1 protein-coding gene (only partly in view) is annotated in these 26,784 nt (G+C 73.4%); it reads right to left on the minus strand.

All coding sequences use genetic code 11. The features are described from left to right. Nucleotides 1-26,752: the 5' portion of a non-ribosomal peptide synthase/polyketide synthase gene (locus LXT23_RS47680; protein ID WP_253987213.1), read on the minus strand. 20,465 nt of this gene lie to the left of the window's left edge; only the first 26,752 of its 47,217 coding nucleotides appear in the window; it begins with the start codon at nucleotides 26,750-26,752; the stop codon falls past the left edge of the window. Between the last annotated feature and the right edge of the window lie 32 nt (nucleotides 26,753-26,784).

Raw genomic sequence — 26,784 nt, forward strand, 5'->3', positions numbered from 1 at the left:
TCTCGAACGGGACGTCCTGGTGGGTGTAAGCGCCGAGCGTGGTGCCGCGCACGCGGGCGAGCAGCGCGCGGAAGCTGGGGTCTCCCTCCAGCTTCGTGCGCAGCACCAGCGTGTTGACGAAGAAGCCGATGAGCCCTTCCAGCTCCGCGTGCGTGCGGCCTGCGATGGGCGAGCCGATGCTCACGTCGTCCTGGCCGGAGTAGCGGGCCAGCAGCGCCTGGAAGGCGGCCAGCACCACCATGGAGGGCGTGGCGCCCTCCTGGCGACAGAGGGCGTCCAGCGCGTCCGACAGCTCCTTCGGGTAGTGGAACGGCAGCGTCGCGCCACGGAACGTCTGCGTGGCCGGGCGCGGCCTGTCGCCAGGCAGCTCCAGGGCCCGGGGGGCGCCCTGCAGCTGCTGCTTCCAGTAGCCGAGCTGCGCGTCCATCACCTCGTCGCGCAGCCACTCGCGCTGCCACAGCGCGTAGTCCGGGTACTGCACCGGCAGCGGCTCCAGGAGCGCGGGCCGGCCCGTGGCGTGGGCCGAGTACAGCGCGGCCAGCTCGCTGAAGAGGACGCCCATGGACCAGCCGTCCGAAATCACGTGGTGCAGGTTGAGCAGCAGCGCGTGCTCCTGCCCGGCCAGCCGCACCAGGTGGACGCGCCAGAGCGGGCCGGCCTCCATGTCGAAGGGCTGGAGCGCGTCGTGGTCGATGAGCCGCTGCAGCGAGTCGCGCCGCTCGGCCTCGGGCAGCGCGCCCAGGTCCACGTAGCCCGCGGGCAGCTCGGGCCGCTCCGCGATGACCTGGATGGGCTGGTGCTCGTGCTCCTGGAACGTGGTGCGCAGGGACTCGTGGCGCTGCATCACGTCGCGCAGGGCGCGTGCCAGGGCGGGCACGTCCAGCTCACCCTCCAGCCGCACGGCGAAGGGCAGGTTGTAGGCGGCGCTGTCCGGGTCCAGCTTCGCGAAGAACCACAGGCGCTGCTGCGCGAAGGACAGCGGCAGCGTCGTGCCCTGGGCGCGGGGCCTGAGCAGCGGCTGCGCGGACGCCGTCCGGCTCGCCATCCGCTCGTCGATGCGCTGGGCCAGGGCGGCGATGGTGGGGGCGGAGAAGAACTCGCCGAAGGACAGCTCCACGCGGAAGTGCTGGCGGATGCGCGACAGCACCTGCGTGGCCGTCAGCGAGTGGCCACCCAGCTCGAAGAAGTCGTCCTCGGCACCCACCGCGTCCAGGTGGAGCGCGCGGGCCCAGATGGCCGCCAGCTCGCGCTCGCGCTCGGTGCGCGGCGCGCGCGTCAGGGCGCGGGTCTGGAAGGTGGACGGGGCCGGGAGGGCCTTGCGGTCAATCTTGCTGTTCGCCGTGAGCGGCATGGCGTCCAGCCGCCCGATGGCGGAGGGCACCATGTACTCGGGCAGCCGCTCCTTCACGAAGGCGCGCAGGGCCAGCACGTCCAGCGACTCAGGCGCGACGACGTAGCCGACCAGGCGCTTGTCGCCGGGGCCGTCCTCGCGGGCCACCACCACCGCCTCGCGCACCTCGGGGAAGGCGAGCAGGGCGTTCTCGATTTCACCCAGCTCGATGCGGAAGCCACGCACCTTCACCTGGGCGTCGGCGCGGCCGACGAACTCCAGCATGCCGTCCGGGCGCCAGCGCAGCAGGTCGCCGGTGCGGTAGAGGCGCGCGCCGGGGATGCCGGAGAACGGGTCGGGGACGAAGCGCTCGGCGGTGAGGTGCGGCTGGCCCACGTAGCCGCGGGCCACGCCCTCGCCGCCGATGAACGCCTCGCCGGTGGCGCCGGTGGGCACCGGCTGGCCGGCCTCGTCCAGCAGGTACACCCGCGTGTTGCCGAGCGGAGGTCCGATGGTGACGGTCTCCCCCGTCTGGGACGCGTCCGTCAGCTGGACGCAGCTGGCGAACACCGTCGTCTCCGTGGGGCCGTAGGCGTGGGAGACGGGGATGCGCAGCGTCTCCAGGGCGCGGCGGTAGTGCGCCGCCGACATCACGTCACCGCCGGTGAGCAGCTGCTTCACCGGGCGCAGCGCCTCCAGGTGCGACTCCACGGCCTGGACGAAGAGGCCCGTGGTCAGCCACAGCGTCGTCACGCCGGCCTCGCGGACCACCCGGCCCAGCTCCTCCAGCGACGGCGCGCGGGGCGGCATCACCACCAGGCGCGCGCCGTGCAGCAGCGCGCCCCAGATTTCGAACGTGGACGCGTCGAAGGAGATGGGAGCCAGCTGGAGCAGCGTCTCGTCCGGACCGAAGCGCGCGTAGTCCACGCCGAAGACGACGCGGAGCACGCCCACGTGCAGCGTGCCCACGCCCTTGGGCCGGCCGGTGGAGCCGGAGGTGAAGTCGATGTACGCCAGGCTCTCCGGCAGGGCCATCGACGGCGGCGCCGTCACGGGCAGCGAGGAGACGTCCGTCTCCTCCAGCACCACGGTGGACAGGCCCTCGGCGGGCAGCTTCGACAGGGCGTCGCGCGTCGTCACCAGCGCGAGCGGGCGCGAGTCCTCCAGCATGTTGAACAGGCGCTCACGCGGGTAGGACGGGTCCAACGGGACGTAGGCGCCGCCGGCCTTGAGGATGGCCACCAGCGACACGATGAGCTCCAGCGACCGCTCCACGGCCACGGCCACGCGCGTGTCGGTGGACACGCCCAGGCCGCGCAGGTGCCACGCGAGCTGGTTGGCGCGCGCGTCGAGCTGCCGGTAGGTGAGCTTCGCGCCGCCGAACTCCACGGCGACCTTGTCCGGGTAGCGGGCCACCACCTGCGCGAAGACGTCCGGCAGGGTGGACTCGCGCGGGAAGTCGGTGGCGGTGTCGTTGAACTCCACCAGCACCCGGTGCCGCTCCGCCTCGGTGAGGACCGCGGGCACGGCGTCGGCCGTCTCCGCCGGGGTGGGCTTCACCGGCGCGCGCGCGGCGACCTCCTCCAGCGGGAGGATGGGCAGCGAAAGCGCGCGGGTGTCGCGCTTGCGCGGCGTCGCGGGAGTGCCCTTGCCGGCGAGGGCGGCGTCGATGAGGCGCGCCACGCCCTCCACGGTGGGCTGCTCGAACAGCCCGCGCAGGGGCAGCTCCACGCTGAACGCCAGGCGGATGCGGCTGATGGCCTGCGTGGCCAGCAGCGAGTGGCCACCCAGGTCGAAGAAGTTGTCGCTGGCGCCGATGCGCTGGACGTTGAGGAGCTGGCTCCACAGCTCGGCCAGCCGCTGCTCGGTGGGCGTGCGGGGGGCGATGAAGTCCCGGGTCTCGCTCTCGAAGTCCGGGGCGGGCAGGGCCTTGCGGTCCACCTTGCCGTTGGGCGTGAGGGGCATCGCCGGCAGCAGCACCACGGCCGCGGGCACCATGTACTCGGGCAGCGTGTCCTTGAGGGCGGTGCGCAGCGCGGCGCTGTCCGGCTGGAAGCCGTCGCGCAGCACCACGTAGCCCACCAGGCGCTTGCCGCCGGGGCCGTCCTCGCGCGCCACCACCACCGCCTCGCGCACCGCGGGCAGCTTGAGCAGCGCGGACTCCACCTCACCCAGCTCGATGCGGAAGCCACGGACCTTGACCTGCGCGTCCGCGCGGCCCAGGTAGTCCAGCGTCCCGTTGTCGCGCCACCGCACCACGTCTCCGGTGCGGTAGAGGCGCGCGCCCGGCACGCCGGAGAAGGCGTCCGGCACGAAGCGCTCGGCGGTGAGAGACGGGCGGCCCGCGTAGCCGCGCGCCACACCCACGCCACCCACGTACAGCTCGCCCTTGACGCCCACGGGCACGGGCTCGCCGCGCGCGTCCAGCACATAGGTGAGCATGTTGCCCATGGGACGGCCGATGTCGGGCGTGCGGCCATCCGGGAGGCACACGGCCAACGTGGCCACGACGGTGGTCTCCGTGGGGCCGTAGCCGTTGATGAACGTGCGGCCCGGGGCCCACCGTCCCACCACCTCGGCGGACACGGCCTCGCCGCCGGAGATGACGGTGCGCAGCGCGGGGTAGCCCTCATGTGGCGTGGCGCCGAGCGCGGCCGGCGTGACGCTGATGACGGTGAGCTTCTCGTCCAGCATGAGCTGCTGGAGCGGCGCGCCCGGCATCAGCTTCTCCATGGGCGCCAGCACGAGCGCGCCGCCGGAGCACAGCGTGGTGAAGATCTCCTCCACCGACAGGTCGAACGACAGGCTGGCGAACTGCAGCACGCGGCTGCCGGGGCCGATGCTGTAGAAGATGGCTTCCTGCGTGACGAGGTTGGACACGCCCCGGTGCTCGATGGCGGTGCCCTTGGGCAGGCCGGTGCTGCCGGACGTGTAGAGCAGGTACGCGAGGTTGAACGGCGCCACGTCGGTGACGGGGGCCTCGGTGCTCTCGCGCGCCAGCGCCTCTCCATCCGTGTCCAGGCACAGCGTCCGGGCGCGGAACGACGCCGGGAAGCGGTCCACCAGCGGCGACTGCGTCACCAGCGCGGTGGCGCCGCTGTCCTCCAGCATGAAGGACAGGCGCTCGCGCGGCAGCAGCGGATCCAACGGCACCCACGCGCCGCCGGCCTTGAGGACGCCGAACAGGCCCACGACGATGTCCAGCGAGCGCTCCACGCTGAGCGCGACGCGGACCTCGGGCCCGACGCCCAGGCGGCGCAGGGCGTGCGCGAGCTGGTTGGCCCGTGCGTCCAGCTGCGCGTAGGTGAGGTGCTCGCCCTCGAAGGAGGCGGCCAGCGCGTCCGGCGCGCGGCGCACCTGCTCCTCGAAGAGGGTGTGGACGCAGACCTCCGGGTAGGGCGCCGGGCTGGCGCTCCAGTCCACCAGCAGCCGCTGGCGCTCCTCGCCGGAGAGCAGCGACAGCGCGGACAGCCGGCGCTCGGGCGCGGAGACCATGGCCTCCACCAGCGTGCCCAGGTGGCGCACCATGCGCTGGGCGGTGGTGGTGTCGAACAGGTCCGCCGCGTACTCCATGGCGCCCACGAAGCCGGCGTCATTGCGCGTGAGGGCCAGCGTCAGGTCGAACTTGGCGACGCTGCTCTCGTTGTCCATCGGCCGCAGCGTCAGGCCCGGCAGGCTCAGCTCCGCCTCCGGCATGTTCTGCAGGATGAACATCACCTGGAACAGCTGCGCCTGGTTGGCGACGCGCATCGGCTGCAGCTGCTCGAAGGGGATGTGCTGGTGCGCGAAGGCGCCAAGGGCGGTGTCGCGCACCTGGGCGAGCAGCTCGCGCACGGAGTGCTCCCCGTCCAGGCGGGCGCGCAGGACGAGGGTGTTGAGGAAGAAGCCGACCAGCCCCTCCAGCTCGGCGCGGTTGCGGCCGGCCACCGGCGAGCCGACGGCGATGTCGTCCTGGCCGGAGTAGCGCGACAGCAGCAGCTGGAAGGCGGCCAGCAGGAACATGAACGGGGTGATGCCCTCGCGGCGGCAGAGCGCCTCCACCGCGTCGGACAGCTCGCGCGAGAGCACCACGGGGATGCCCAGGCCCTTGTGTACGGCGCCGGGCGTGCGCGGCCTGTCGGTGGGCAGCTCCAGCTCGCTCGGCGCGCCGTCGAGCTGACGCCGCCACCAGGTGAGCTGCTCCTCCAGCGTGTCCCCCACCAGCCACTGGCGCTGCCAGGCGGCGTAGTCGGCGTACTGCAGGGGCAGCGGGGCCAGGGGCGACGGCCTGCCGGAGACGAAGGCCCCGTAGAGCTCCGCCAGCTCGCGCACCATGACGCCCGTGGACCAGCCGTCGCTGACGATGTGGTGCACGTTGAGCAGCAGCACGTGCTCCTGGGTGTCGAGCACCAGCAGGGACGTGCGCAGCAGCGGGCCGGTGGAGAGGTTGAAGGGCCGCAGCACGTCGGCCTCGGACAGCCGGCGGGCCTCGGCCTCGCGCCGCTCGGGCGGCAGCGGGCTCAGGTCGACGACGTCCAGCCGCAGGGTGTCGGGCTCGGCGATGACCTGCACGGGGCCGTCCGGCCCGTCACCGAAGGTGGTGCGCAGGGCCTCGTGGCGGTGCACCAGGGCCTCGAGGCTCCGGCGCAGGGCCTCGGCGTCCAGCGCGCCGGACAGCCGCAGCGCCACCGGCATGTTCCACGCGGGGCTGCCGGGCTCAATCTGGTCCAGGAACCACAGCCGCTGCTGGGCGAAGGAGAGCGGCAGCGGCTGGTTGCGAGGCGCCGGCAGCATCGGAGGCGCGATGACGCCAGGGCCCTCGGTGTCGAGGCGGCGGGCGAGGGCCTCCAGGGTGGGGGCCTCGAAGATGGTGCGCAGCGGCAGCTCCACGCTGAAGGCGGCGCGGATGCGGGAGACGAGCTGCGTGGCCAGCAGCGAGTGGCCGCCCAGCTCGAAGAAGCTGTCGGTGGCGCCCACGCGGGGCACGTGCAGCAGCTCCACCCAGATGCCGGCGAGCGTCTGCTCCGAGGGCGTACGCGGGGCGACGTACTCGGCCGCGGAGGTGGACAGCTCCGGGACGGGCAGCGCCTTGCGGTCCACCTTGCCGCTGGGCGTCAGCGGGAAGGCCTCCAGGACCACGAAGGCCGGAGGCACCATGTACTCGGGCAGCCGGGCCGACAGGGCGGCACGGAGCGATTCGACGGAGACGTCCGTTCCGATGACGTAGGCCACCAGGCGCTTGTCGCCGGGCCGGTCCTCGCGGGCCATCACCACCGCCTGCTTCACGGCGGGCTGCTGCTCCAGCGCGGACTCGATTTCACCGAGCTCGATGCGCAGGCCGCGCACCTTCACCTGGAAGTCGGCACGGCCCAGGTACTCGACGGTGCCGTCCGCCAGCCAGCGCGCCACATCGCCGGTGCGGTAGAGGCGGGCGCCCGGCGTGTCGCTGAAGGGGTCCGGGATGAAGCGCTCGGCCGTCAGCTCCGGGCGGCCCAGGTAGCCCCGGCCCACCTGCACGCCGCCGATGAACAGCTCACCCGGCACGCCGCCAGGCACCGGGCGCAGGCCCGCATCCAGGATGCGGATCTGCGTGTTGGCCACGGGCCGGCCGATGGGCACCGAGCGGTGCGACTCGTCGCGCACGCAGGGGTAGTACGTCACGTCGACGGCGGCCTCGGTGGGGCCGTAGAGGTTGTGCAGCCCGGCGCCGGGCAGCCGCTGCAGGCAGCGCTGTGCCAGCTCCAGCGGAAGGGCTTCGCCGCTGCACACCACGCGCTCGAGCGCGGTGCACTGCTCCAGCCCGGGCTCCTCCAGGAACACCTGGAGCATGGAGGGCACGAAGTGCAGCGTGGTGACGGCCTCCTCGACGATGAGGCGCAGGAGGTACGCCGGCTCCTGGTGGCCGCCGGGGCGTGCCACCACCAGCCGCGCGCCCGTCATCAGCGGCCAGAAGAACTCCCACACGGACACGTCGAAGCTGAACGGCGTCTTCTGCAGCACCGTGTCCGCGGGCGTGAGGCCGTACTCCTGCTGCATCCACAGCAGGCGGTTGACGACGCCGCGGTGGGCATTCATCGCGCCCTTGGGCCGGCCGGTGGAGCCGGAGGTGAAGATGACGTAGGCCAGCGAGTCGGGGCGGGCCATCGGCACCGGGCGCGAGGTCGGCTGGCGGGCCACGTGGGCCCACTCCGAATCCAGGCACACGACGCGCGCGGAGTGAGCGGGCAGCGCGGAGGCCAGGCGCTCCTGGGTGAGGATGACGGGCGCGGCCGCGTCCTCCAGCATCCAGGCGAGGCGCTGGGCGGGGTAGGCCGGGTCGAAGGGCACGTAGGCGCCGCCGGCCTTCAGCGTGGCCAGCAGGGCGACGACCATCTCCAGCGAGCGCTCCAGGAAGAGGCCCACGCGCACCTCGGGCCCGACGCCCAGCATGCGCAGGTGGCGCGCGAGCTGGTTGGCCCGCGCGTCCAGCTCCCGGTACGTGAGCGAGGTGCCCGCGTAGGACAGCGCCACCGCGTCGGGCGTGCGGTCCACCTGGGCCTCGATGAGGGTGTGGAGGGTGGCGTGGGCCGGGTACTCGGCCCGCGCGCCATTCCACCCGAAGAGCAGCTGCTGGCGCTCCGCCTCGTCGATGAGGGGCAGCTCGGCCAGGGGCGCGTCGGGATGCGCGACGGCGCCCCGGACGAGCACGGCCAGGTGCTCCGCCATGCGCGCGACGGTGGCCGCGTCGAACAGGTCCGTGCGGTAGCCGAAGGTGCCCTCCAGGCCGCGCGGCGTCTGGGCGAGCGACAGCGTCAGGTCGAACTGTGCCGCCAGCCCCTCCGCCTCCAGCTGCGACAGCGTCAGCGGGGCCACGCCCTCCTGGCCACGGCCCAGCTCCATCGATTGCTGGGGCGTGTTCTGCAGGACGAGCATCACCTGGAACAGCGGCGAGTGGCTGAGGCTGCGCTGCGGCTGCAGCTCCTCCACCAGCTTCTCGAAGGGCACGTCCTGGTGCTCGTAGGCGGCCAGGGTGGAGCCGCGCACCTGGGCGAGCAACTGCCGGAAGGTGGCCTCCGGGCGCACCTGGTTGCGCAGGACGAGCGTGTTGACGAAGAAGCCGATGAGGCCCTCCGTCTCGCCACGGCCGCGGCCGGCGATGGGCGAGCCGACGGAGATGTCCTCCTGGCCCGAGTAGCGCGACAGCAGCACCTGGAAGGCGGCGAGCAGCGCCATGAAGGGCGTGGCGCCCTCGCGCTGGGCCAGCGCGGCCAGCGACTCGGCCAGCTCACCGGACAGGTGGACGGGCAGCATGGCGCCCCGGTGCGTCTGCACGGCCGGGCGCGCCCTGTCGGTGGGCAGCTCCAGCACGGGCGGCGCGCCGGAGAGCTGCTGCTTCCAGAAGCCGAGCTGGCGCTGGAGCACGTCGCCACGCAGCCAGCCGCGCTGCCAGGCCGCGAAGTCCGCGTACTGCACCGGCAGGGCGGGCAGCTCCGCCGGAGTGCCCGTGGCGTTCGCCACGTACAGCGCGGCCAGCTCGCGCACCAGCACGTCCATGGACCAGCCGTCGGTGACGATGTGGTGCAGCGTCACCAGGAGCACGTACTCCCGGGCGTCCAGCTTCAGCAGCGTGGCGCGCAGGAGCGGGCCGGTGCTCAGGTTGAAGGGCTTGCGCGCCTCCTCGTTGACGTGGCGCCGGGTCTGGGCCTGGCGCTCGTCGGAGGGCAGCGCGCCCAGGTCCACCACGGGCAGCGCGAAGTCGGACGCCGGGTGGATGACCTGCACGGGCTCGCCGTCGCGGGTGGAGAACGTGGTGCGCAGCGACTCGTGGCGGCGCACCAGGCCGTCGAAGGCCCGCTCCAGCGCGCGCACGTCCAGCGCGCCCTCCAGGCGGAGGGCGGTGGGCATGTTGTAGAGGGTGCTGCCCGGCTCCAGCTGGTCGATGAACCACAGGCGCTGCTGCGCGAAGGACAGTGGCAGGGCATCCGTGCGCGGCACGGGCACCAGCGGCGGGGCGGCCTGCTCCCGGCTGGCCGAGTCGATGCGCGCGGCGAGGCCCGCCACGGTGGGCTCCTCGAAGAGGGCGCGCAGCGGCAGCTCCACGCGGAAGGCCGCGCGGATGCGGGAGACGAGCTGCGTGGCCAGCAGCGAGTGGCCGCCCAGGGAGAAGAAGCTGTCCCCGGCGCCCACGCGCTCCAGGCGCAGCAGCCCGGCCATCAGGTCTGCCAGCGTCGCCTCGGTGGGCGTGCGCGGGGCGATGAAGGTGGCCGCCGTGTCGACGTCGCTGTCCGGCGCGGGCAGGGCCTTGCGGTCCAGCTTGCCGTTGGGAGTGAGGGGCAGGGCCGCCAGCGTCACGAAGGCCTGGGGCACCATGTACTCGGGCAGGCCGCGCGCCAGACCCTGACGAAGCGCGGTCGTGTCCACCGGGCCGACCACGTAGCCGACCAGCCGCTCGTCGCGCACCAGCACCGTGGCGTCGAGGACGCCGGGCTGCGCCTTGAGGGCGGCCTCGATTTCCCCCAGCTCGATGCGCAGGCCGCGCAGCTTCACCTGGAAGTCGATGCGGCCCAGGAAGTCGAGCGTGCCGTCCGCCAGCCAGCGCACCTTGTCGCCGGTGCGGTACAGCCGTGCGCCGGGCTCGGTGGCGAAGGGGTTGGGGACGAACTTCTCGGCCGTGAGGTGCGGGCGGTGCAGGTAGCCGCGGGCCAGGCCCACGCCGCCCATGTACAGCTCGCCGGGCACGCCCGTGGGCACCGGGCGCATGCGCGCGTCCAGCACGTACGCCTGGGCGTTGGCCATGGGCCGGCCGATGGGTGCCACCGGCGAGGAGAACGCGCCCTCCACGAGCCACGACGTGGCGTCGATGGTCGTCTCGGTGGGGCCGTAGTTGTTGTTGAGGCGCACGTGCGGCAGCACCTCGCGCACGCGCGGCGGCAGGTCGGCCGGCAGCGCCTCGCCGCCGGAGATGAGCCAGCGCAGGCGCGTGGCGGTGCGCAGGGCCGGGTCCTCCAGCAGCACGCGCAGCATGGACGGCACCACCTGGAGCACGGTGATGTCGTGGCGCACCAGGGCCTCGCGCAGGATGGCCGGGTCGCGGTGGGCCTCCGGCGGGGCCATGACGAGGGTGGCGCCGGAGAGGAGGGCGGAGAACACCTCGGCCACGGACACGTCGAAGCTCAGCGAGGTGAGCTGGAGCTCGCGCTCGCCCGGCCCCAGCGCCAGCGTGGAGCGCATCCACGCCGCGTGGTTGGCCAGCGAGCGGTGCGACAGGACGGTGCCCTTGGGCTGGCCCGTGCTGCCGGAGGTGTAGATGACGTACGCCGCGCTCTCCGCCGGGACGGGCGTGTCGAGCAGGGCGGTGTCGCGGAAGCCGGCCTCCCAGCCGGTGTCGAGGCACACCACGGCCGGGCCCTCGGGCAGCACGCCGCGCAGGTGCTGCTGGGTGAGCAGCACCGGGGCAGCGGTGTCCTGGAGCATGAACGCCAGGCGCTCACGCGGGTAGGCCGGGTCCAGCGGCACGTAGGCGCCGCCGGCCTTGAGCACGCCGAAGAGGGCCACGGGCACCTCCAGCGAGCGCTCCATGCACAGGGCGACGAGCGTGCCGGGGCCCACGCCGAGCGTGCGCAGGTGCGCGGCCAGCACGCCTGAGCGCACGTCGAGCTGCGCGTAGGTGAGCGAGCCCGCGTCGGAGACGACGGCGAGCGCGTCCGGCGTGAGGGCGGCCTGGGCGGAGAAGAGCTGGTGGACGCTGGCGCCGTCCGGGAAGGCGGCGGCGGTGTCGTTCCACTCCACCAGCAGGCGGTGCTGCTCGGCCTCGTCCATCAGCGGAAGGGCGGAGACGGCCTGCTCGGGGGCCGCCACGGCGGCGCGCACCAGCGTGACGAGGTGCTCCACCATGCGCTGCATGGTGGCCGCGTCGAACAGGTCGGTGTTGTAGTCGAGCGTCCCGACGAAGCCCGCGGGCGTCTCCGTGAAGGAGAGGTCCAGGTCGAACTTGAGGGGAATCTCGGTGGTGCCCAGGCCCTCCAGGCGCAGGCCCGGCAGCTCCAGCCCACCCATGGGGGTGTTCTGGACGGAGAACATCACCTGGAACAGCGGCGAGTAGCTGAGGCTGCGCTCCGGACGGAGCTCCTCCACCAGCTTCTCGAAGGGCACGTCCTGGTGGTCGAAGGCCCCCAGGGTGGTGCCCTTCACCTGCTCCAGCAGCGAGGCGAAGGAGGCGCGCGGGTCCACGTGCGTGCGCAGGGCGATGGTGTTGACGAAGAAGCCGATGAGGCCCTCCGTCTCCGCGCGGTTGCGGCCGGCGATGGGGGAGCCGACGACGACGTCGTCCTGGCCGGAGTAGCGCGACAGCACCACCTGGAACGCGGCCAGCAGCGTCATGAACGGCGTGGCGCCGTGGCGCTGCGACAGGGCCTTGACCGCGTCGGACAGGTCCGCCGGGAGGGTGACGTGCCGCTGGGCGGCGTTGCGCGTCTGGACGGACGGGCGGGGCCTGTCGGTGGGCAGCTCCAGCAGGGCGGGCGCGCCGCCGAGCTGCTGCTTCCAGTAGTCCAGCCGCGTCTGGAGCGCCTCGTCGCGCAGCCAGCCGCGCTGCCACGCCGCGAAGTCCGCGTACTGCACGGGCAGGGGCGGCAGCTCCGCGCGGGTGCCCGCGAGGTGCGCCGCGTAGAGGGTGCCCAGCTCCTGCACCAGCACGCCGGTGGACCAGGCGTCGGAGACGATGTGGTGCATCGTCGACAGCAGCACGTGCTCCTGCTCACCCAGCCGCAGCAGGGTGACGCGGAAGAGGGGGCCCGCGGCCAGGTCGAAGGGCTGCAGCGCCTCTTCGCGGGCGCGGCGCAGCACCTCGGCCTGACGCTCGGACTCGGACAGCGTGCTCAGGTCCACCACGGGCAGCTTCAGCGCGGTGGCCGGGTGGATGACCTGCACGGGCTCGCCGTCGCGCGAGGCGAAGGTGGTGCGCAGCGCCTCGTGGCGCTCCACCACGTCGGACACGGAGCGCTCCAGCGCGCCCACGTCCAGCACGCCCAGCAGGCGCAGCGCGGAGGGCATGTTGTAGAGCGGGCTGCCCGGCTCCAACTGGTCGATGAACCACAGCCGCTGCTGCGCGAAGGACAGCGGCAGGTCCTCCGTGCGCGGCGCGGGCGTGAGGGCGGGGATGCCCAGGCCCTGGCGCTCCAGCCGCGCGGCGTCCACCTGCCGGGCCAGGCCGCCGAGGGTGGGCGCCTCGAACAGCTCGCGCAGCGCCAGCTCCAGGTCGAACACGGCGCGGATGCGCGAGATGATCTGCGTGGCCAGCAGCGAGTGGCCACCCAGCTCGAAGAAGTCGTCGTTGAGGCCCACGCGCTTGACGCCCAGCACGTCGGAGAAGATGCCGGCCAGCACGCCCTCGGTGGCGGTGCGGGGCGCCAGGTACGTGCCACCCTCCGCGCCCTCCAGCTCCGGGGCGGGCAGGGCGCGCCGGTCCACCTTGCCGTTGGGCGTGAGGGGCAGCGACTCCAGGCACACGAGCGCCGAGGGCACCATGTACTCGGGCAGCTTCTGGCGCAGGAACTCCTTGAGGTCCGCCGCGTCCGTGTCGGGCGCGACGGCGTAGGCCACCAGGCGCTTGTCGCCCGGCGCGTCCTCGCGCACGACGACGACGGCCTCCTGCACGCGCGAGTGCAGGCGCAGGACGGCCTCAACCTCACCCGGCTCGATGCGGAAGCCACGCACCTTCACCTGGAAGTCCACGCGGCCGAGGAACTCCAGCGTTCCGTCCTCCCGCCAGCGCACCTTGTCGCCCGTGCGGTACAGGCGCTCGCCAGCCGCGAAGGGGCTGGGGACGAAGCGCTCGGCGGTGAGGTCCGGGCGGCCCAGGTAACCCCAGGCCAGGCCGTCGCCGCCGGTGTACAGCTCACCGGGCACGCCCGGCGCCACCGGCTTCAGGTCCGCGTCCAGCACGTACGTGCGGGTGTTGGAGATGGGGCGGCCGATGGGGACGGAGGCGCCGAACGACGCGCCGGCCTCCAGGCGGTGGCACGCGGTGAACGTCGTGTTCTCCGTGGGGCCGTAGCCGTTGACCAGCACCGCGCCCGGGGCCAGGCGCGACAGGTGCTCACGCACGCGCTGCGCGGGCAGGGCGTCACCACCGGCGAGCACCTGGCGCACCGAGGCCAGGGCCTCGGGTTGGTGCACGGCCATCTGCTCGAACAGGGCCGCCGTCAGCCACAGCGTGGTGACGCGGTGGCGCACCAGCGCGGCGCCCAGCTCTTCGAGTGAAGGCGCGTGGGGCGGGAAGAGGACCAGCCGCGCGCCGTGCAGCAGCGCGCCCCAGACCTCGAGCGTCGAGGCGTCGAACGAGATGGGGGCGAGCTGGAGGAAGACCTCCTCGGGCCCGTAGTGGATGAACGTGCCGCTCATCACCAGGCGGGTGATGCCGCGGTGGGAAATGGCGACGCCCTTGGGCTGACCGGTCGAGCCCGAGGTGAACATCACGTACGCGAGGCTGTCGGCGCTGACGAAGGCGTCGGGCGCGGACACCGGCTGGCGGGCCACCTGGTCCCACTCGGAGTCCAGGCAGACGAGGAGCGGGACGTGGGCGGGCAGCTCGTCGGCGAGCCGCTCCTGCGTGACGAGGACGGACACGGCCGTCTGCGTGAGCATCGTCTGCAGGCGCTCCGCCGGGTAGGACGGGTCCAACGGGACGAAGGCGGCGCCGGCCTTGAGGATGCCGAGCAGGCCCACGGGCAGCTCCAGGTTGCGCTCCAGGCACAGCGCCACGCGCGTGCCCGGGGTGACGCCCAGCGTGCGCAGGTGGTGAGCGAGCTGGTTGGAGCGCTCGTCGAGCTGCCGGTAGGTGAGGGTGCCCTCCTCGGCCTCCACGGCGATGGCGTCCGGGGTGCGGGCCGCCTGCGCGGAGAAGAGCTGGTGCACGCCCGCCTCGCGCGGGTACGCGGCGGCGGTGTCGTTCCACCGCACCAGGACCTGCTCACGCTCCTCCTCCGACAGCAGGGAGATGGTGGACAGGAGCGCCTGGGGCCGGGCCAGCATGGACTCCAGCACCGCCGTCCAGTGGCGCAGCAGCCGGTCCATGATGGCCGTCTCGAAGCGGCGCAGGTCGTAGACGAGCCGCAGCTCCAGCTGCTTGCCGGGCGAGACGATGGCCACGAACGGCATGTCCGACTGCTCGGCCGTGGTGAAGTCGCGAATCGCCAGCTCGCTGCCGCCGGACTGCACGGCCTCGTCGACGGGGTAGTTCTCGAAGACGTACAGGCCCTCGAAGAGGAGCTGGCCACGCGGCACGTCGCTCCAGGCCTGGATGCGCGCCAGCGGGGTGTGCTCGTACTGACGCAGCTCCTGCATGCCCGCGTTGAGCGCGGACAGCCAGGGCAGCACGGGCGTCCGCGGCTCGATGCGGGTGCGCACGGGCAGGGTGTTGATGAACAGGCCCACCATGCGCTCGATGCCCGCGACGTCGGCGGAGCGGCCGGAGACGGTGGTGCCGAAGACGACGTCGTCCACGCCCGCGTAGCGCGACAGCACCAGCGCCCACGCGCCCTGCAGCACGGTGTTGGCGGTGAGCTGGTGCTGGCGGGCGAAGGCGTGCAGCGTCTTCGTCGTCTCCGCGCTCAGCTTGAGCCAGCGCTCGTCCTTGCGGTACGGCGTGCCGTCCGCGCGCGGGGGCAGGGCGCCCGGCAGCGGGGTGGGCTCGGTGAAGCCGAGCAGCGCCTGGCGCCAGTACGTCTCCGTGCGCTCCTCGGGGCTGCCGCGCAGCCAGGAGATGAACTCACGGAAGGCCGGCACGGCGCCCAGCGAGGGGCGCTGGCCCTTCGCCTCGGCATCGTAGGCGGCGAAGAGGTCCTTGAAGAGGATGCCGAGGCTCCAGCCGTCCAGCAGGAGGTGGTGCGAGGACCAGAGGACGCGGTGCGCGCCGTCATCCAGCTTCATCACCGTCAGCCGCATCAGCGGCGTCTCGCACAGGCTGAAGCCGCGGGAGCGGTCCGACACCATCAGGGCGTCGAAGCGGACCTGCTGCTCGGCCGTGGAGAGGCCGCGCCAGTCGAGCTCCTCCCACGGCAGCACCACGCGCGGGCTCACCACCTGGAGGGGCTCGTCCAGGCCCTCCCAGGCGAAGGAGGTGCGCAGCGGCGCATGGCGCTCCACCACGGCCTCCCAGGCGCGGCGGAAGGCGCCCAGGTCGATGCGGGCGCCGAACGTCCACGCGTACTGGGTGACGTACACGCCGGAGCCGGGCGACAGCAGCGAGTGGAAGAGCATGCCCTGCTGCAGGGGCGACAGCGGGTACACGTCCTCCACGGGCTCGCCTGTGGGCAGCACGCGGTCGAGCGCGGACTGCTCGAGGCTCGCCAGCGGGAAGTCCGCCGGGGTGTAGCGGAGCGCATCCGGCGAGGCGCGGCCGGCAATGAGCCCGCGCAGCGCGTCCAGGAAGGCGTCCGCCAGCGTGCGCGCGGTGGCCTCGGTGTGGACGTGCTGGCTGTAGGTGAAGCTGAGGTGGAGCTGGCCGCCCTGGACCAGGGCCGTCACGTCGAGCAGGTGCGTGCGCAGCGCGCTCGGGCTCTGGGACGGGCCGGAGGACTCGGCGGCGAAGGTGAACAGCGTGGTGTCGCTGGAAGCGGTGTCCACCTGGCCCAGGTAGTTGAAGGACACCTCGGCGGAGGGCAGCGCGCGCAGGCGGGCGCTGGCCTCGTCCTGGCGCAGGTGGCGCAGCAGGCCGTGGCCCAGGCCGTTGGCGGGCAGGGCGCGCAGGCCGTCGCGCGTGGCGCGCAGGGTGTCACCGGCGCTGGCGCCCGCGTCCACCTGGAGGAGCACCGGGTACAGGGCGGTGAACCAGCCCACCGTGCGGGACAGGTCCACGTCGGAGAAGACGTCCTCGCGGCCATGGCCCTCGGAGTCGACGAGGAAGCGCGAGTGGCCCGTCCACGAGGCCAGGGCGCGGCCCAGGGCCGTCAGGAGCACGTCCTGGAGGCGGGCGCGGTACGCGGCGGGCACCTCGCGCAGCAGCAGGCCGGTGTCCCCGGCGTCGAGGCTGGCGGAGACGGTGCGCGAGGAGGTGACGGTGTTCGGGCCCGCCGACGTGTCGCGAGGCAGCGAGCGCGCGTGGGCGCGGGCCTCGTCCAGCCAGTAGGGCAGCTCGGAGGCGATGGCCTCGGAGCGGGCGTGCTGGTGCAGGCGCTCCGCCCAGGCCTTGAAGGACGTCGTCTTGGGCGGCAGGGCAGGGGCCTGGCCGCGCTGGAGCTGGCGGCAGAGCGTCTCCAGGTCCTCGGCGAGGACGCGCCAGGAGACGGCGTCCACCACGAGGTGGTGGGCCACCAGCAGCAGGCGCGCGGGCTCACCCGGGCCGAAGTCGAAGAGGGCGGCGCGCAGGAGCGGCGGCTCGCCCAGGCGGAAGGTGGACTGCACCTCCGTGGCCACGGCCTCCACGCGGGCGGTGCGCTCGGCGGCGGGGAGGGCGGACACGTCCTCACGGCGCAGCGTGGGTGCGTGCTCCACGCCGGTGTTGTGCTGCGTCCAGCGGCCGTCCTCCTGGACGAAGCGCAGGCGCAGGGCGTCGTGGTGCTCCACCAGCTTGCGGAGGGCGGTCTCCAGGACGGAGGGCTCCACCGGCTCGCGCAGGGCCAGCATCAGCGCCTGGTTGAAGTGGTGCGGCTCGGGGCTGCCCTCCTCCAGGAAGGAGAGCTGGATGGGCGTGAGGGGCACCGGGCCCACCACGGGCGTCTGCTCGGCGGTGGCGCCCTGGAGGGTGGAGACCTCCTTCGCCAGGGTGGCGACCGTCTGATGCTGGAAGAGCTGGCGCGGCGTGAAGTGCAGGCCGGCCTGGCGGGCGCGGGCGATGAGCTGGAGGCTGATGATGGAGTCGCCGCCCAGCTGGAAGAAGTTGTCGTGGATGCCCACGCGCGGCACGCGGAGCACCTGCGCCCAGACGGCGGCCAGGGCCTCCTCGGTGGCATTGCGCGGCGCCACGTAGCTGTCCGTCGCGGTGGTGCGCGCGGCGTCCGGCACCGGCAGCGCCTTGCGGTCCACCTTGGCGTTGGCCGTGAGCGGCATGGCGTCCAGCCGCACCAGGGCGGTGGGCACCATGTAGTCGGGCAGCCGCTCCTGGAGGAACGTGCGCAGCGCGGTGGTGTCCAGCGAGTCCGGCGCCACGACGTAGCCCACGAGCCGCTTGGTGCCGGGCACGTCCTCGCGCGCCAGCACCACGGCCTCGCGCACGTCGGCATGGGCGAGCAGGGCGGCTTCGACCTCCGCCAGCTCGATGCGGTAGCCGCGCACCTTCACCTGGGCGTCGGCGCGGCCGAGGAACTCCAGCACGCCGTCGTTGCGCCAGCGGGCGAGGTCGCCCGTGCGGTAGAGGCGGGCGCCGGGGACGCCGGAGAGGGCGTCGGGGACGAAGCGCTCGGCGGTGAGGGCGGACTGCTCCACGTAGCCGCGGGCCACGCCGTCGCCGCCGATGAACAGCTCGCCGACGATGCCGGCGGGCACGGGCTGGCCAGCCGCGTCGAGCACGTAGACGCGGGTGTTGCCGATGGGCTTGCCGATGGGCACGGAGGTGCCCACGTGGGCCACGTGCGTCATGCGGTGGCACGAGGCGAAGAGCGTGGTCTCCGTGGGGCCGTAGCAGGCCGTGACGGGAATCTTCAGCTCCTCGAGGACACGGCGGACGTGCGGCGCGGAGACGACGTCACCACCGGTGAGCAGCTGGCGCACGGTGCGCAGGCCCTGGAGGTGCGTGTCCACCACCTGGGTGAAGAGGCCGGCGGTGAGGTGCAGCGTCGTCACCCCGTGCTTGACGAGGATGCTCTCCAGCTCGAACACGTCGTTCGGCGCGTGGGGCGGGTAGACGACGAGGCGGGCGCCATGGAGCAGCGGCGCCCACAGCTCCAGGGTGGAGGCGTCGAAGGAGACGGGGGCGATGAGGAGGAACGTCTCGTCCGGTCCCAGGTGCGCGTAGTCGACGCCGAACACGGTGCGCAGCACGGCGGCCTGCGGCGTGCCGACGCCCTTGGGGCGGCCGGTGGAGCCGGAGGTGAAGTCGATGTACGCGAGGCTCTCGGGCAGCGCGGCGCGCGGCGGCGCGGTGACGGGCTGAGTGGAGAGGTCCGTCTCCTCCAGCACCACGGTGGACAGGCCCTCCGTGGGCAGCTTGGAGCGCAGCGCGCGGGTGGTGACGAGCACGCGCGGGCGGGCGTCCTCCACCATGGCGGCGAGGCGCTCGCGCGGGTAGCTGGAGTCGAGCGGGACGTAAGCGCCGCCGGCCTTGAGGATGGCGACGAGGGAGACGATGAGCTCCAGCGAGCGGTCCACGGCCAGGGCCACGCGCGAGTCGGTGGACACCCCGAGGGCGCGCAGGTGGTGCGCGAGCTGGTTGGCGCGCTCATCGAGCTGCCGGTAGGTCAGCTTCGTGTCTCCGAGCTCGCTGGCGAACTCCACGGCGACCTTGTCCGGGGTGCGGGCGGCGACGCGCGCGAAGACCTCGGGCAGGGTGGTACCGCGCGGGTACTCGGACGTGGTGGCGTTCCAGTCCACCAGCACGCGCCTGCGCTCCGCGTCCGACAGCATGGACACGGTGGCGAGCGGGGCCTCGGGCCGGGCGACGAGGGCCTCCACCAGCGTCTGGAAGTGGGACGCGATGCGGCCGGCCGTCTCGGGCTCGAAGAGGTCGGTGTTGTAGTCGAGCAGCCCGGCGTAGCCCGCCGGCGAGCGCGACAGGTTCAGCTCCAGCTCGAACTTGACGGGCTTGCGCTCCGTGCCGAGCGCGCGCAGCGCCAGGCCGGGCAGCACCAGCTCGGGGACGGGCGCGTTCTGGAGGGCGAACAGCACCTGCACCAGCGCCGGCCGGCTGAGGTCACGCTCCAGCTTCAGCTCGTCGACGATGCGCTCGAAGGGCAGCGCCTGGTGGGCGAAGGCACCGAGTGCCGTGTCCCGCACCTGGGCCAGCAGCGCGCGGAAGGTGTCCTGGCCGGACACGCGAGCGCGCAGGGGCAGCGTGTTGACGAAGAAGCCGACCAGGGGCTCGAGCTGCGAGTTGTCGCGGCCGGCCACGGGCGAGCCGACCACGATGTCCTGCTGGCCCGAGTAGCGGCTCAGCAGGAGCTGGAAGCTGGCGAGCAGCGCCATGAAGGGCGTGACGCCCTCACGGCGGCACAGCGCATCCAGCGCGTCCGCCAGCGCCGCCGGCAGGAGGAACGTGCGAGACGCGCCATTGGACGTCTGCACGGCCGGGCGGGCCTTGTCCGTGGGCAGCTCCAGCGCGTGGGGCGCGCCAGCCAGCCCGTCACGCCACCAGGAGAGCTGCTCCTCCAGGGCCTCGCCCTGGAGCCAGCCGCGCTGCCAGACGGCGAAGTCCGCGTACTGCACGGCCAGCTCCGCCAGCGGGGACGGCTGGCCCGCGCGGAAGGCCGTGTAGAGGGCGGCCAGCTCGCGCACCAGCACGCCGACGGACCAGCCGTCGGAGATGCTGTGGTGCATCGTCACCAGCAGCACGTGCTCGCCAGGCGCCAGCCGCAGCAGCGTGGCGCGCAGCAGCGGGCCGCGCGTGAGGTCGAACGGGCGCAGCGCCTCTTCCGTCACCCGCCGCCGCGTCTCCGCCTCGCGCGCCTCGGCCGCGAGCGTGCCCAGCTCCACCACGGGCAGGAGGAACGGCCCCGCCGGGTGGATGCGCTGGACGGGCTGGCCGTCGGTGGCGCTGAAGGTGGTGCGCAGCGACTCGTGGCGCCGCTGGAGCTCGGTGAAGACGCGCTCCAGCGCGGCCACGTCCAGGTCGCCGTCGAGCGCCAGGGCCGTGGGGATGTTGTACAGCGGGCTGCCCGGCTCCAGGTGGTCGATGAACCACAGGCGCTGCTGCGCGAAGGACAGCGGCAGGTCGCCGGTGCGCGGCACTGGAGTCAGCGCGGGCACCTGCGTGGACCGGGCGCCGGCCTGGGCCAGCGACTCCAGCCGCAGGGCCAGCCGCTCCACGGTGGGCGCCTCGAACAGCTCGCGCAGCGGCAGCTCGATGCCGAACGCCGCCTGCACGCGCGAGAGGGCCTGGGTGGCCAGCAGCGAGTGGCCACCCAGCTCGAAGAAGTCGTCGTGCACGCCGACGCGGTCCACGTGCAGCAGCTCCGCCCACAGGGTGGCGAGCTGCTCCTCCACGCGGTTGCGAGGCGCCACGTACTCGCGGGCCTGGGCGGCCAGCGCGCCTTCCGGAGACGGCAGGGCCTTGCGGTCCACCTTGCCGTTGGGCGTCAGCGGCAGCGCCGTCAGCACGGAGATGACGGCGGGCACCATGTGCTCGGGCAGCCGCTGCTTGAGCGCGGTGCGCAGCGCGAGGGTGTCGACGGTGTCGCCCTCCTCGGCGACCACGTAGCCCACGAGGCGCTTGTCGCCCGGGGCGTCCTCGCGCACCACGGCCACGGCCTCGCGCACGGACGGGTGCTGGAGGAGGGCGGACTCCACCTCGCCCAGCTCGATGCGGAAGCCGCGCAGCTTGACCTGCTCGTCCAGGCGGCCGAGGTACTCCAGCGTCCCGTCCGCCAGCCAGCGCGCCTTGTCACCGGTGCGGTACAGCCGCGCGCCCGGCGTGCCCGAGAACGGATTCGGGACGAAGCGCTCGGCGGTGAGGCCCGCCTGGCGCAGGTAGCCACGGGCGAGGCCCACGCTGTCCACGCACAGCTCGCCGGGCACGCCCGGGGGCACCGGACGCAGCTGCGCGTCCAGCACGTACACCTTCACGTTGGCCCAGGGCCGGCCGATGGTGAGCCGCTGGCCGGGCTTCATGGGCTCGGACAGGGTGGCGCACACGGTGACTTCCGTGGGGCCGTACGCGTTGAGCATCCGCACGCGCGTGCCCCAGCGCTCCACCAGCTCGGGCGTGCAGGCCTCACCGGCGGAGATGAGCGTCTCCAGCGAGGGGAAGTCCTCCGGCGTGAGCTGTGCCAGCACGGAGGGCGTCAGGGTGACGGCGGTGACGGACTCCTCGCGCAGCAGGGTGCGCAGCGGCGCGCCGGGCATCAGCCGCTCGCGCGGGGCGAGCACGAGGGTGGCACCCGCCAGCAGTGCGCCGAAGACCTCGGCCACCGAGGCGTCGAAGCCGAAGGCGGCGTACTGGAGGACGCGGCTGTCGGGGCGGAAGCCGTGCTCGCGGGCGGCGGTGAGCGCCGTGTTGCACAGGCCGCGGTGCTGCAACAGCGTGCCCTTGGGACGGCCGGTGGAGCCGGACGTGTAGATGACGTACGCGAGGCTGTCCGCGCCCGCGTCGCTCGTGGGCGCCGTGTCGGGCTCGGCCTCGAAGAGGTGCGCGTCCGCGTCCAGGAGCAGGAGCTGCTCGCTGCCCGCGGGCAGCTCGTCGGCGATGGCCTCCGTGGTGACGAGCACCGGGGCGGCGCAGTCCCGCAGCATGTACGTGAGCCGGTCCACCGGGTAGCTCGGATCCATCGGCACCCAGGCGCCGCCGGCCTTGAGGATGCCGAGGATGGCGACGACCATGTCCAGCGAGCGCTCCACGCAGAGCGCCACCGGCACCTCGGGCCGCACGCCCAGCGAGCGCAGGTGGTGCGCCAGCCGGTTGGCGCGCACGTCGAGCTGCGCGTAGGTGAGGGCATCACCCTCGAAGCGGACGGCGACGGCCTCCGGCGTGCGGGCCGCCTGGGCCTCGAAGAGGGCGTGGGCGGTGGTGTCGCGGGGGAAGTCACGCTCGGTGGCGTTCCACTCCACCAGCACCTGGCGCTCCTCCGCCTCGGCCATCAGGGCCAGGGTGGAGATGGGGGCCTCGGGCCGCGCGGCGGCGGCCTCCAGCACCGTGCCCAGGTGGCGCACGAGCCGGTCCATGGTGGCGGGCTCGAACAGGTCCGTGCGGTACTCGCAGCTGCACGCCAGGCCCTGCTCCGTCTGGAGGATGGCCAGCGTGAGGTCCATGCGCGACGTGCCGGAGTCGGCGGCCTGGGGCTTCAGCGTGAGGCCGGGCACCACGAGCTCGGAGGCAGGCTGGTTCTGCAGCACCAGCTTCACCTGGAACAGCGGCGCATGGCCGAGGCTGCGGTCCGGGTTGAGTTCCTTGACCAGCTCCTCGAAGGGCAGGTCCTGGTGGGCGTAGGCGCCGAGCGTGACGTCGCGCACGCGCGCCAGCAGCTCGCGGAACGTCTGGCCCTCCTCCAGCTTCACCCGCAGGGCGAGCTGGTTGATGAAGAAGCCGATGAGGCCTTCGGTCTCCGCGCGGTTGCGGTTGGCGATGTCGGTACCGACGACGAAGTCCTGCTGGCCGCTGTAGCGGGAGAGGACGATGTCGAAGCCGGCCAGCAGCGCCATGAACAGCGTGGTGCCCTCGCGGCGGCACAGGGCCTGGAGCGAGTCGGTCAGCTCACGCGGCAACATGCGCGTGAGGTTGGCACCCCGGAAGCCCTGGACGGCGGGACGCGGGAAGTCGGTGGGCAGCTCCAGGCGCGGAGGGGCGCCGGCGAGGTGCTCACGCCACCACGACAGCTGGGCTTCGAGGGCCTCACCCTGGAGCCAGCCGCGCTGCCAGGCCGCGTAGTCCGCGTACTGGATGGTCAGCTCGGGCAGGGGCGAGGGCTGGCCCGCGCGGAAGGCCGCATAGAGGGCGGCGGACTCGCGCACCAGCACGTCCATGGACCAGCCGTCCGCGGCGATGTGGTGCAGCGTCAGCAGCAGCACGTGCTCCGAGGGCGCCAGCTTCAGCACCGTGGCGCGCAGCAGCGGGCCGCGGGTGAGGTCGAACGGACGGCGCGCCTCTTCGAGCGTCCGGCGCCGGGCCTCTTCCTCGCGTGCGTCGTCGCCCAGGGTGGACAGGTCCACCACGGCCAGCGGGAAGGGCGCGGGCGGGTGGATGACCTGCACCGGGCCGTCGCGGAAGGTGGTGCGGAGCACCTCGTGGCGGCGCGTCAGCTCGGTGAAGGCGCGCTCCAGCGCGGAGACGTCGAGCGTCCCCTCCAGCCGCAGGCCGATGGGCACGTTGTAGAACGGGCTGTCCGGCTCCAGGCGGTCGAGGAACCACAGGCGCTGCTGGGCGAAGGACAGCGGCAGGTCGCCGGTGCGCGGCACGGGGCTCAGCGCGGGCGCCTGGGGGCCCTGCTGCGACGACTGCGCGGCGGCGTCCACACGCGCGGCGAGGCCGGCCACGGTGGGGGCCTCGAACAGCTCGCGCAGGGGCAGCTCGATGCCGAACGTGGCCTGCACGCGCGACAGGGCCTGGGTGGCGAGCAGCGAGTGGCCGCCCAGCTCGAAGAAGTCGTCGTGGATGCCGACGCGCTCCACGTGCAGCAGCTCCGCCCACAGGGTGGTGAGCTGCTCCTCGGTGCGGCCGCGGGGGGCGACGTAGTCGCGGGCCTGGGCGTCGCCCGCGCCTTCGGGCGGAGGCAGGGCCTTGCGGTCCACCTTGCCGTGGGCGGTGAGGGGCAGCGTGGGCAGCACGGCGATGGCGGACGGCACCATGTGCTCGGGCAGCCGCTGCTTGAGGGCGGTGCGCAGGGCGGCGGTGTCGAGCGTGTCGCCCTCCTCGGCGACCACGTACGCCACGAGCCGGGTGACACCGGGGGCGTCCTCGCGCACCACGGCCACGGACTCACGCACGGACGGCAGCTGCGCCAGGGCGGACTCCACCTCACCCAGCTCGATGCGGAAGCCACGCAGCTTCACCTGCGTGTCGATGCGGCCCAGGTACTCCAGCGTGCCGTCCGCCAGCCAGCGCACGCGGTCGCCGGTGCGGTACAGCCGCGAGCCGTCCGCGCCGAAGGGGTTGGGGACGAAGCGCTCGGCGGTGAGGCCGGGCTGGCCGAGGTAGCCACGCGCCAGGCCGACGCCGCCCACGCACAGCTCGCCGGGCACGCCGACGGGCACCGGGCGCAGCGCGGCGTCCAGCACGTACACCTGGAGGTTGGCCCAGGGCCGGCCGATGGTGAGCCGCTGGCCGGGGAGCAGCGGGTCGGTGATGGAGGCGCAGACTGTGGTCTCCGTCGGGCCGTACGCGTTGAGGAAGCGCACGTGGGCGCCCCAGCGCTGCACCAGCTCCGGCGTGCAGGCCTCACCGGCGGAGACGAGCGTCTCCAGCGTGGGCAGGTCCTCGGGGGACAGCTGCGCCAGCACGGAAGGCGTGAGGGTGACGGCGGTGATGGACTCCTCGCGCGCCAGGGTGCGCAGCGGGGCGCCGGGCATCAGGCGCTCGCGGGGGGCGAGGACCAGCGTGGCGCCCGACAGCAGCGCGCCGAAGAGCTCCCACACCGAGGCGTCGAAGCCCGCGGAGAAGAACTGGAGGACGCGGCTGCCGGTGCCCAGGCCCATGGAGCGGCCCGTCTGCAGGGCCGTGTTGCACAGGCCGCGGTGCTGCAGCAGCGTGCCCTTGGGACGGCCGGTGGAGCCGGACGTGTAGATGACGTACGCGAGGCTGTCGGCGGAGGTGAAGACCTCGGGCGCGGACGTGGGCTGCGCGGCGATGAGGTCCGCCTCCGCGTCGAGGAGCACCAGCTGCTCGCCGCCGGAGGGCAGCTCGTCGGCGATGGCCTCGGTGGTGACGAGCACCGGGGTGGCGCAGTCACGCAGCATGTACGTGAGCCGGTCGACGGGGTAGCTCGGGTCGAGCGGGACGTAGGCGCCGCCCGCCTTGAGGATGGCGAGGATGGCGACGACGGTGTCGAGCGAGCGCTCCACGCAGAGCGCGACGGGCACGTCCGCGCGGACGCCGAGCACGCGCAGGTGGTGCGCGAGCTGGTTGGCGCGGGCGTCGAGCTGGGCGTACGAGAGCTGCTGGCCCTCGAAGCGCACGGCGATGGCGTCCGGGGTGCGGGCGGCCTGGGCCTCGAAGAGCTGGTGGGCGCCAGCGTCACGCGGGAAGTCGCGCGCGGTGGCGTTCCAGTCCACCAGCACCTGGCGCTCTTCCGCCTCGGCCATCAGGGCGAGCGTGGAGAGGCGTGCCTCGGGACGGACGGCGGCGGCGGAGAGCAGGGCTCCGAGGTGCTGCACCATCCGGTCGATGGTGGCCGTGTCGAAGAGGTCGGTGCGGTATTCGACCATGCACTCCAGGCCGTGCGCGGACTGGAGGACGGAGAGGGTGATGTCCAGCCGCGAGGTGCCGGACTCGGGGTTCTCCGGACGCAGCGTGAGGCCGGGGACCTCCAGCGCGGTGGCGGGCTGGTTCTGCAGCACCAGCTTCACCTGGAACAGCGGCGAGTGTCCGAGGCTGCGCTCGGGGTTGAGCGCCTTGACCAGCTCCTCGAAGGGGAGGTCCTGGTGGGCATACGCGTCCAGCGTGGTCTGCCGCACGCGCGCCAGCAGCTCGCGGAAGGACGGGTCGCCCTCCAGCCGCGCACGCAGGGCGAGCTGGTTGATGAAGAAGCCGACCAGACCCTCCGTCTCCGCGCGGTTGCGGTTGGCGATGTCCGTGCCGACGACGAAGTCCTGCTGGCTGCTGTAGCGCGACAGGACCCACTCGAAGCCCGCTAGCAGCGCCATGAAGAGGGTGGAGCCCTCGCGGCGGCACAGGGCCTGGAGCGAGTCGGCCAGCTCACGCGGCAGCACGCGGGTGTGGAGTGCGCCCCGGAAGCCCTGGACGGCGGGACGCGGGCGGTCGGTGGGCAGCTCCAGGAACTGGGGCGCGCCGGTGAGGTGGTCGCGCCACCAGGACAGCTGCGCGTCGAGCGCTTCGCCCTGGAGCCAGCCGCGCTGCCAGGCCGCGTAGTCCGCGTACTGGATGGCCAACTCGGGCAGCGGAGAGGCACGGCCCTCGCGGAAGGCGGCGTAGAGGGCGGCGGACTCGCGCACCAGCACGTCGATGGACCAGCCGTCCGAGACGATGTGGTGCAGCGTCAGGAGGAGCACGTGCCGCGACTCGGACAGCCGGAGCAGCGAGGCGCGCAGCAGCGGGCCCCGGGTGAGGTCGAACGGGCGCTGCGCTTCCTCGCGGGCGAGGCGGCGGGCCTCTGCCTCGCGTGCGTCGTCGCCCAGGGTGGACAGGTCCACGACCGGGAGGGAGACGGGGGCAGCCGGGGTGATGACCTGGACGGGGCCGTCGCGGAACGTGGTGCGGAGGACCTCGTGGCGACGCACCAGCTCGGTGAAGGCGCGCTCCAGCGCGGAGACGTCGAGCGTGCCCTCCAGCCGGAGGCCGATGGGCATGTTGTAGAACGGGCTGCCGGGCTCCAGGAGGTCGAGGAACCACAGGCGCTGCTGCGCGAAGGACAGCGGCAGGTCGCCGTCGCGCGAGACGGGGCGCAGCGGCGGCGGGGCACGGCCCTGGGTGGTGCCCTTCGCGGCGTCCACCTGGCGGGCGAGCTGCTCGACGGTGGGGGACTCGAAGAGGGTGCGCAGCGGGAGCACGACACCGAGGGCGTCGCGGACGCGCGAGACGACCTGGGTGGCCAGCAGGGAGTGGCCGCCCAGCTCGAAGAAGCTGTCGGTGGCACCCACGCGCTCCAGGCCGAGGACCTGGGCGTAGAGGCTGGCCAGCAGCTCCTCGGTGGGAGTGCTGGGGGCCACGTACGCGCGGGAGGTGTCCGCCTGCTCGGGAG

The organism is Pyxidicoccus xibeiensis (assembly GCF_024198175.1).
GTDB lineage: Bacteria > Myxococcota > Myxococcia > Myxococcales > Myxococcaceae > Myxococcus > Myxococcus xibeiensis.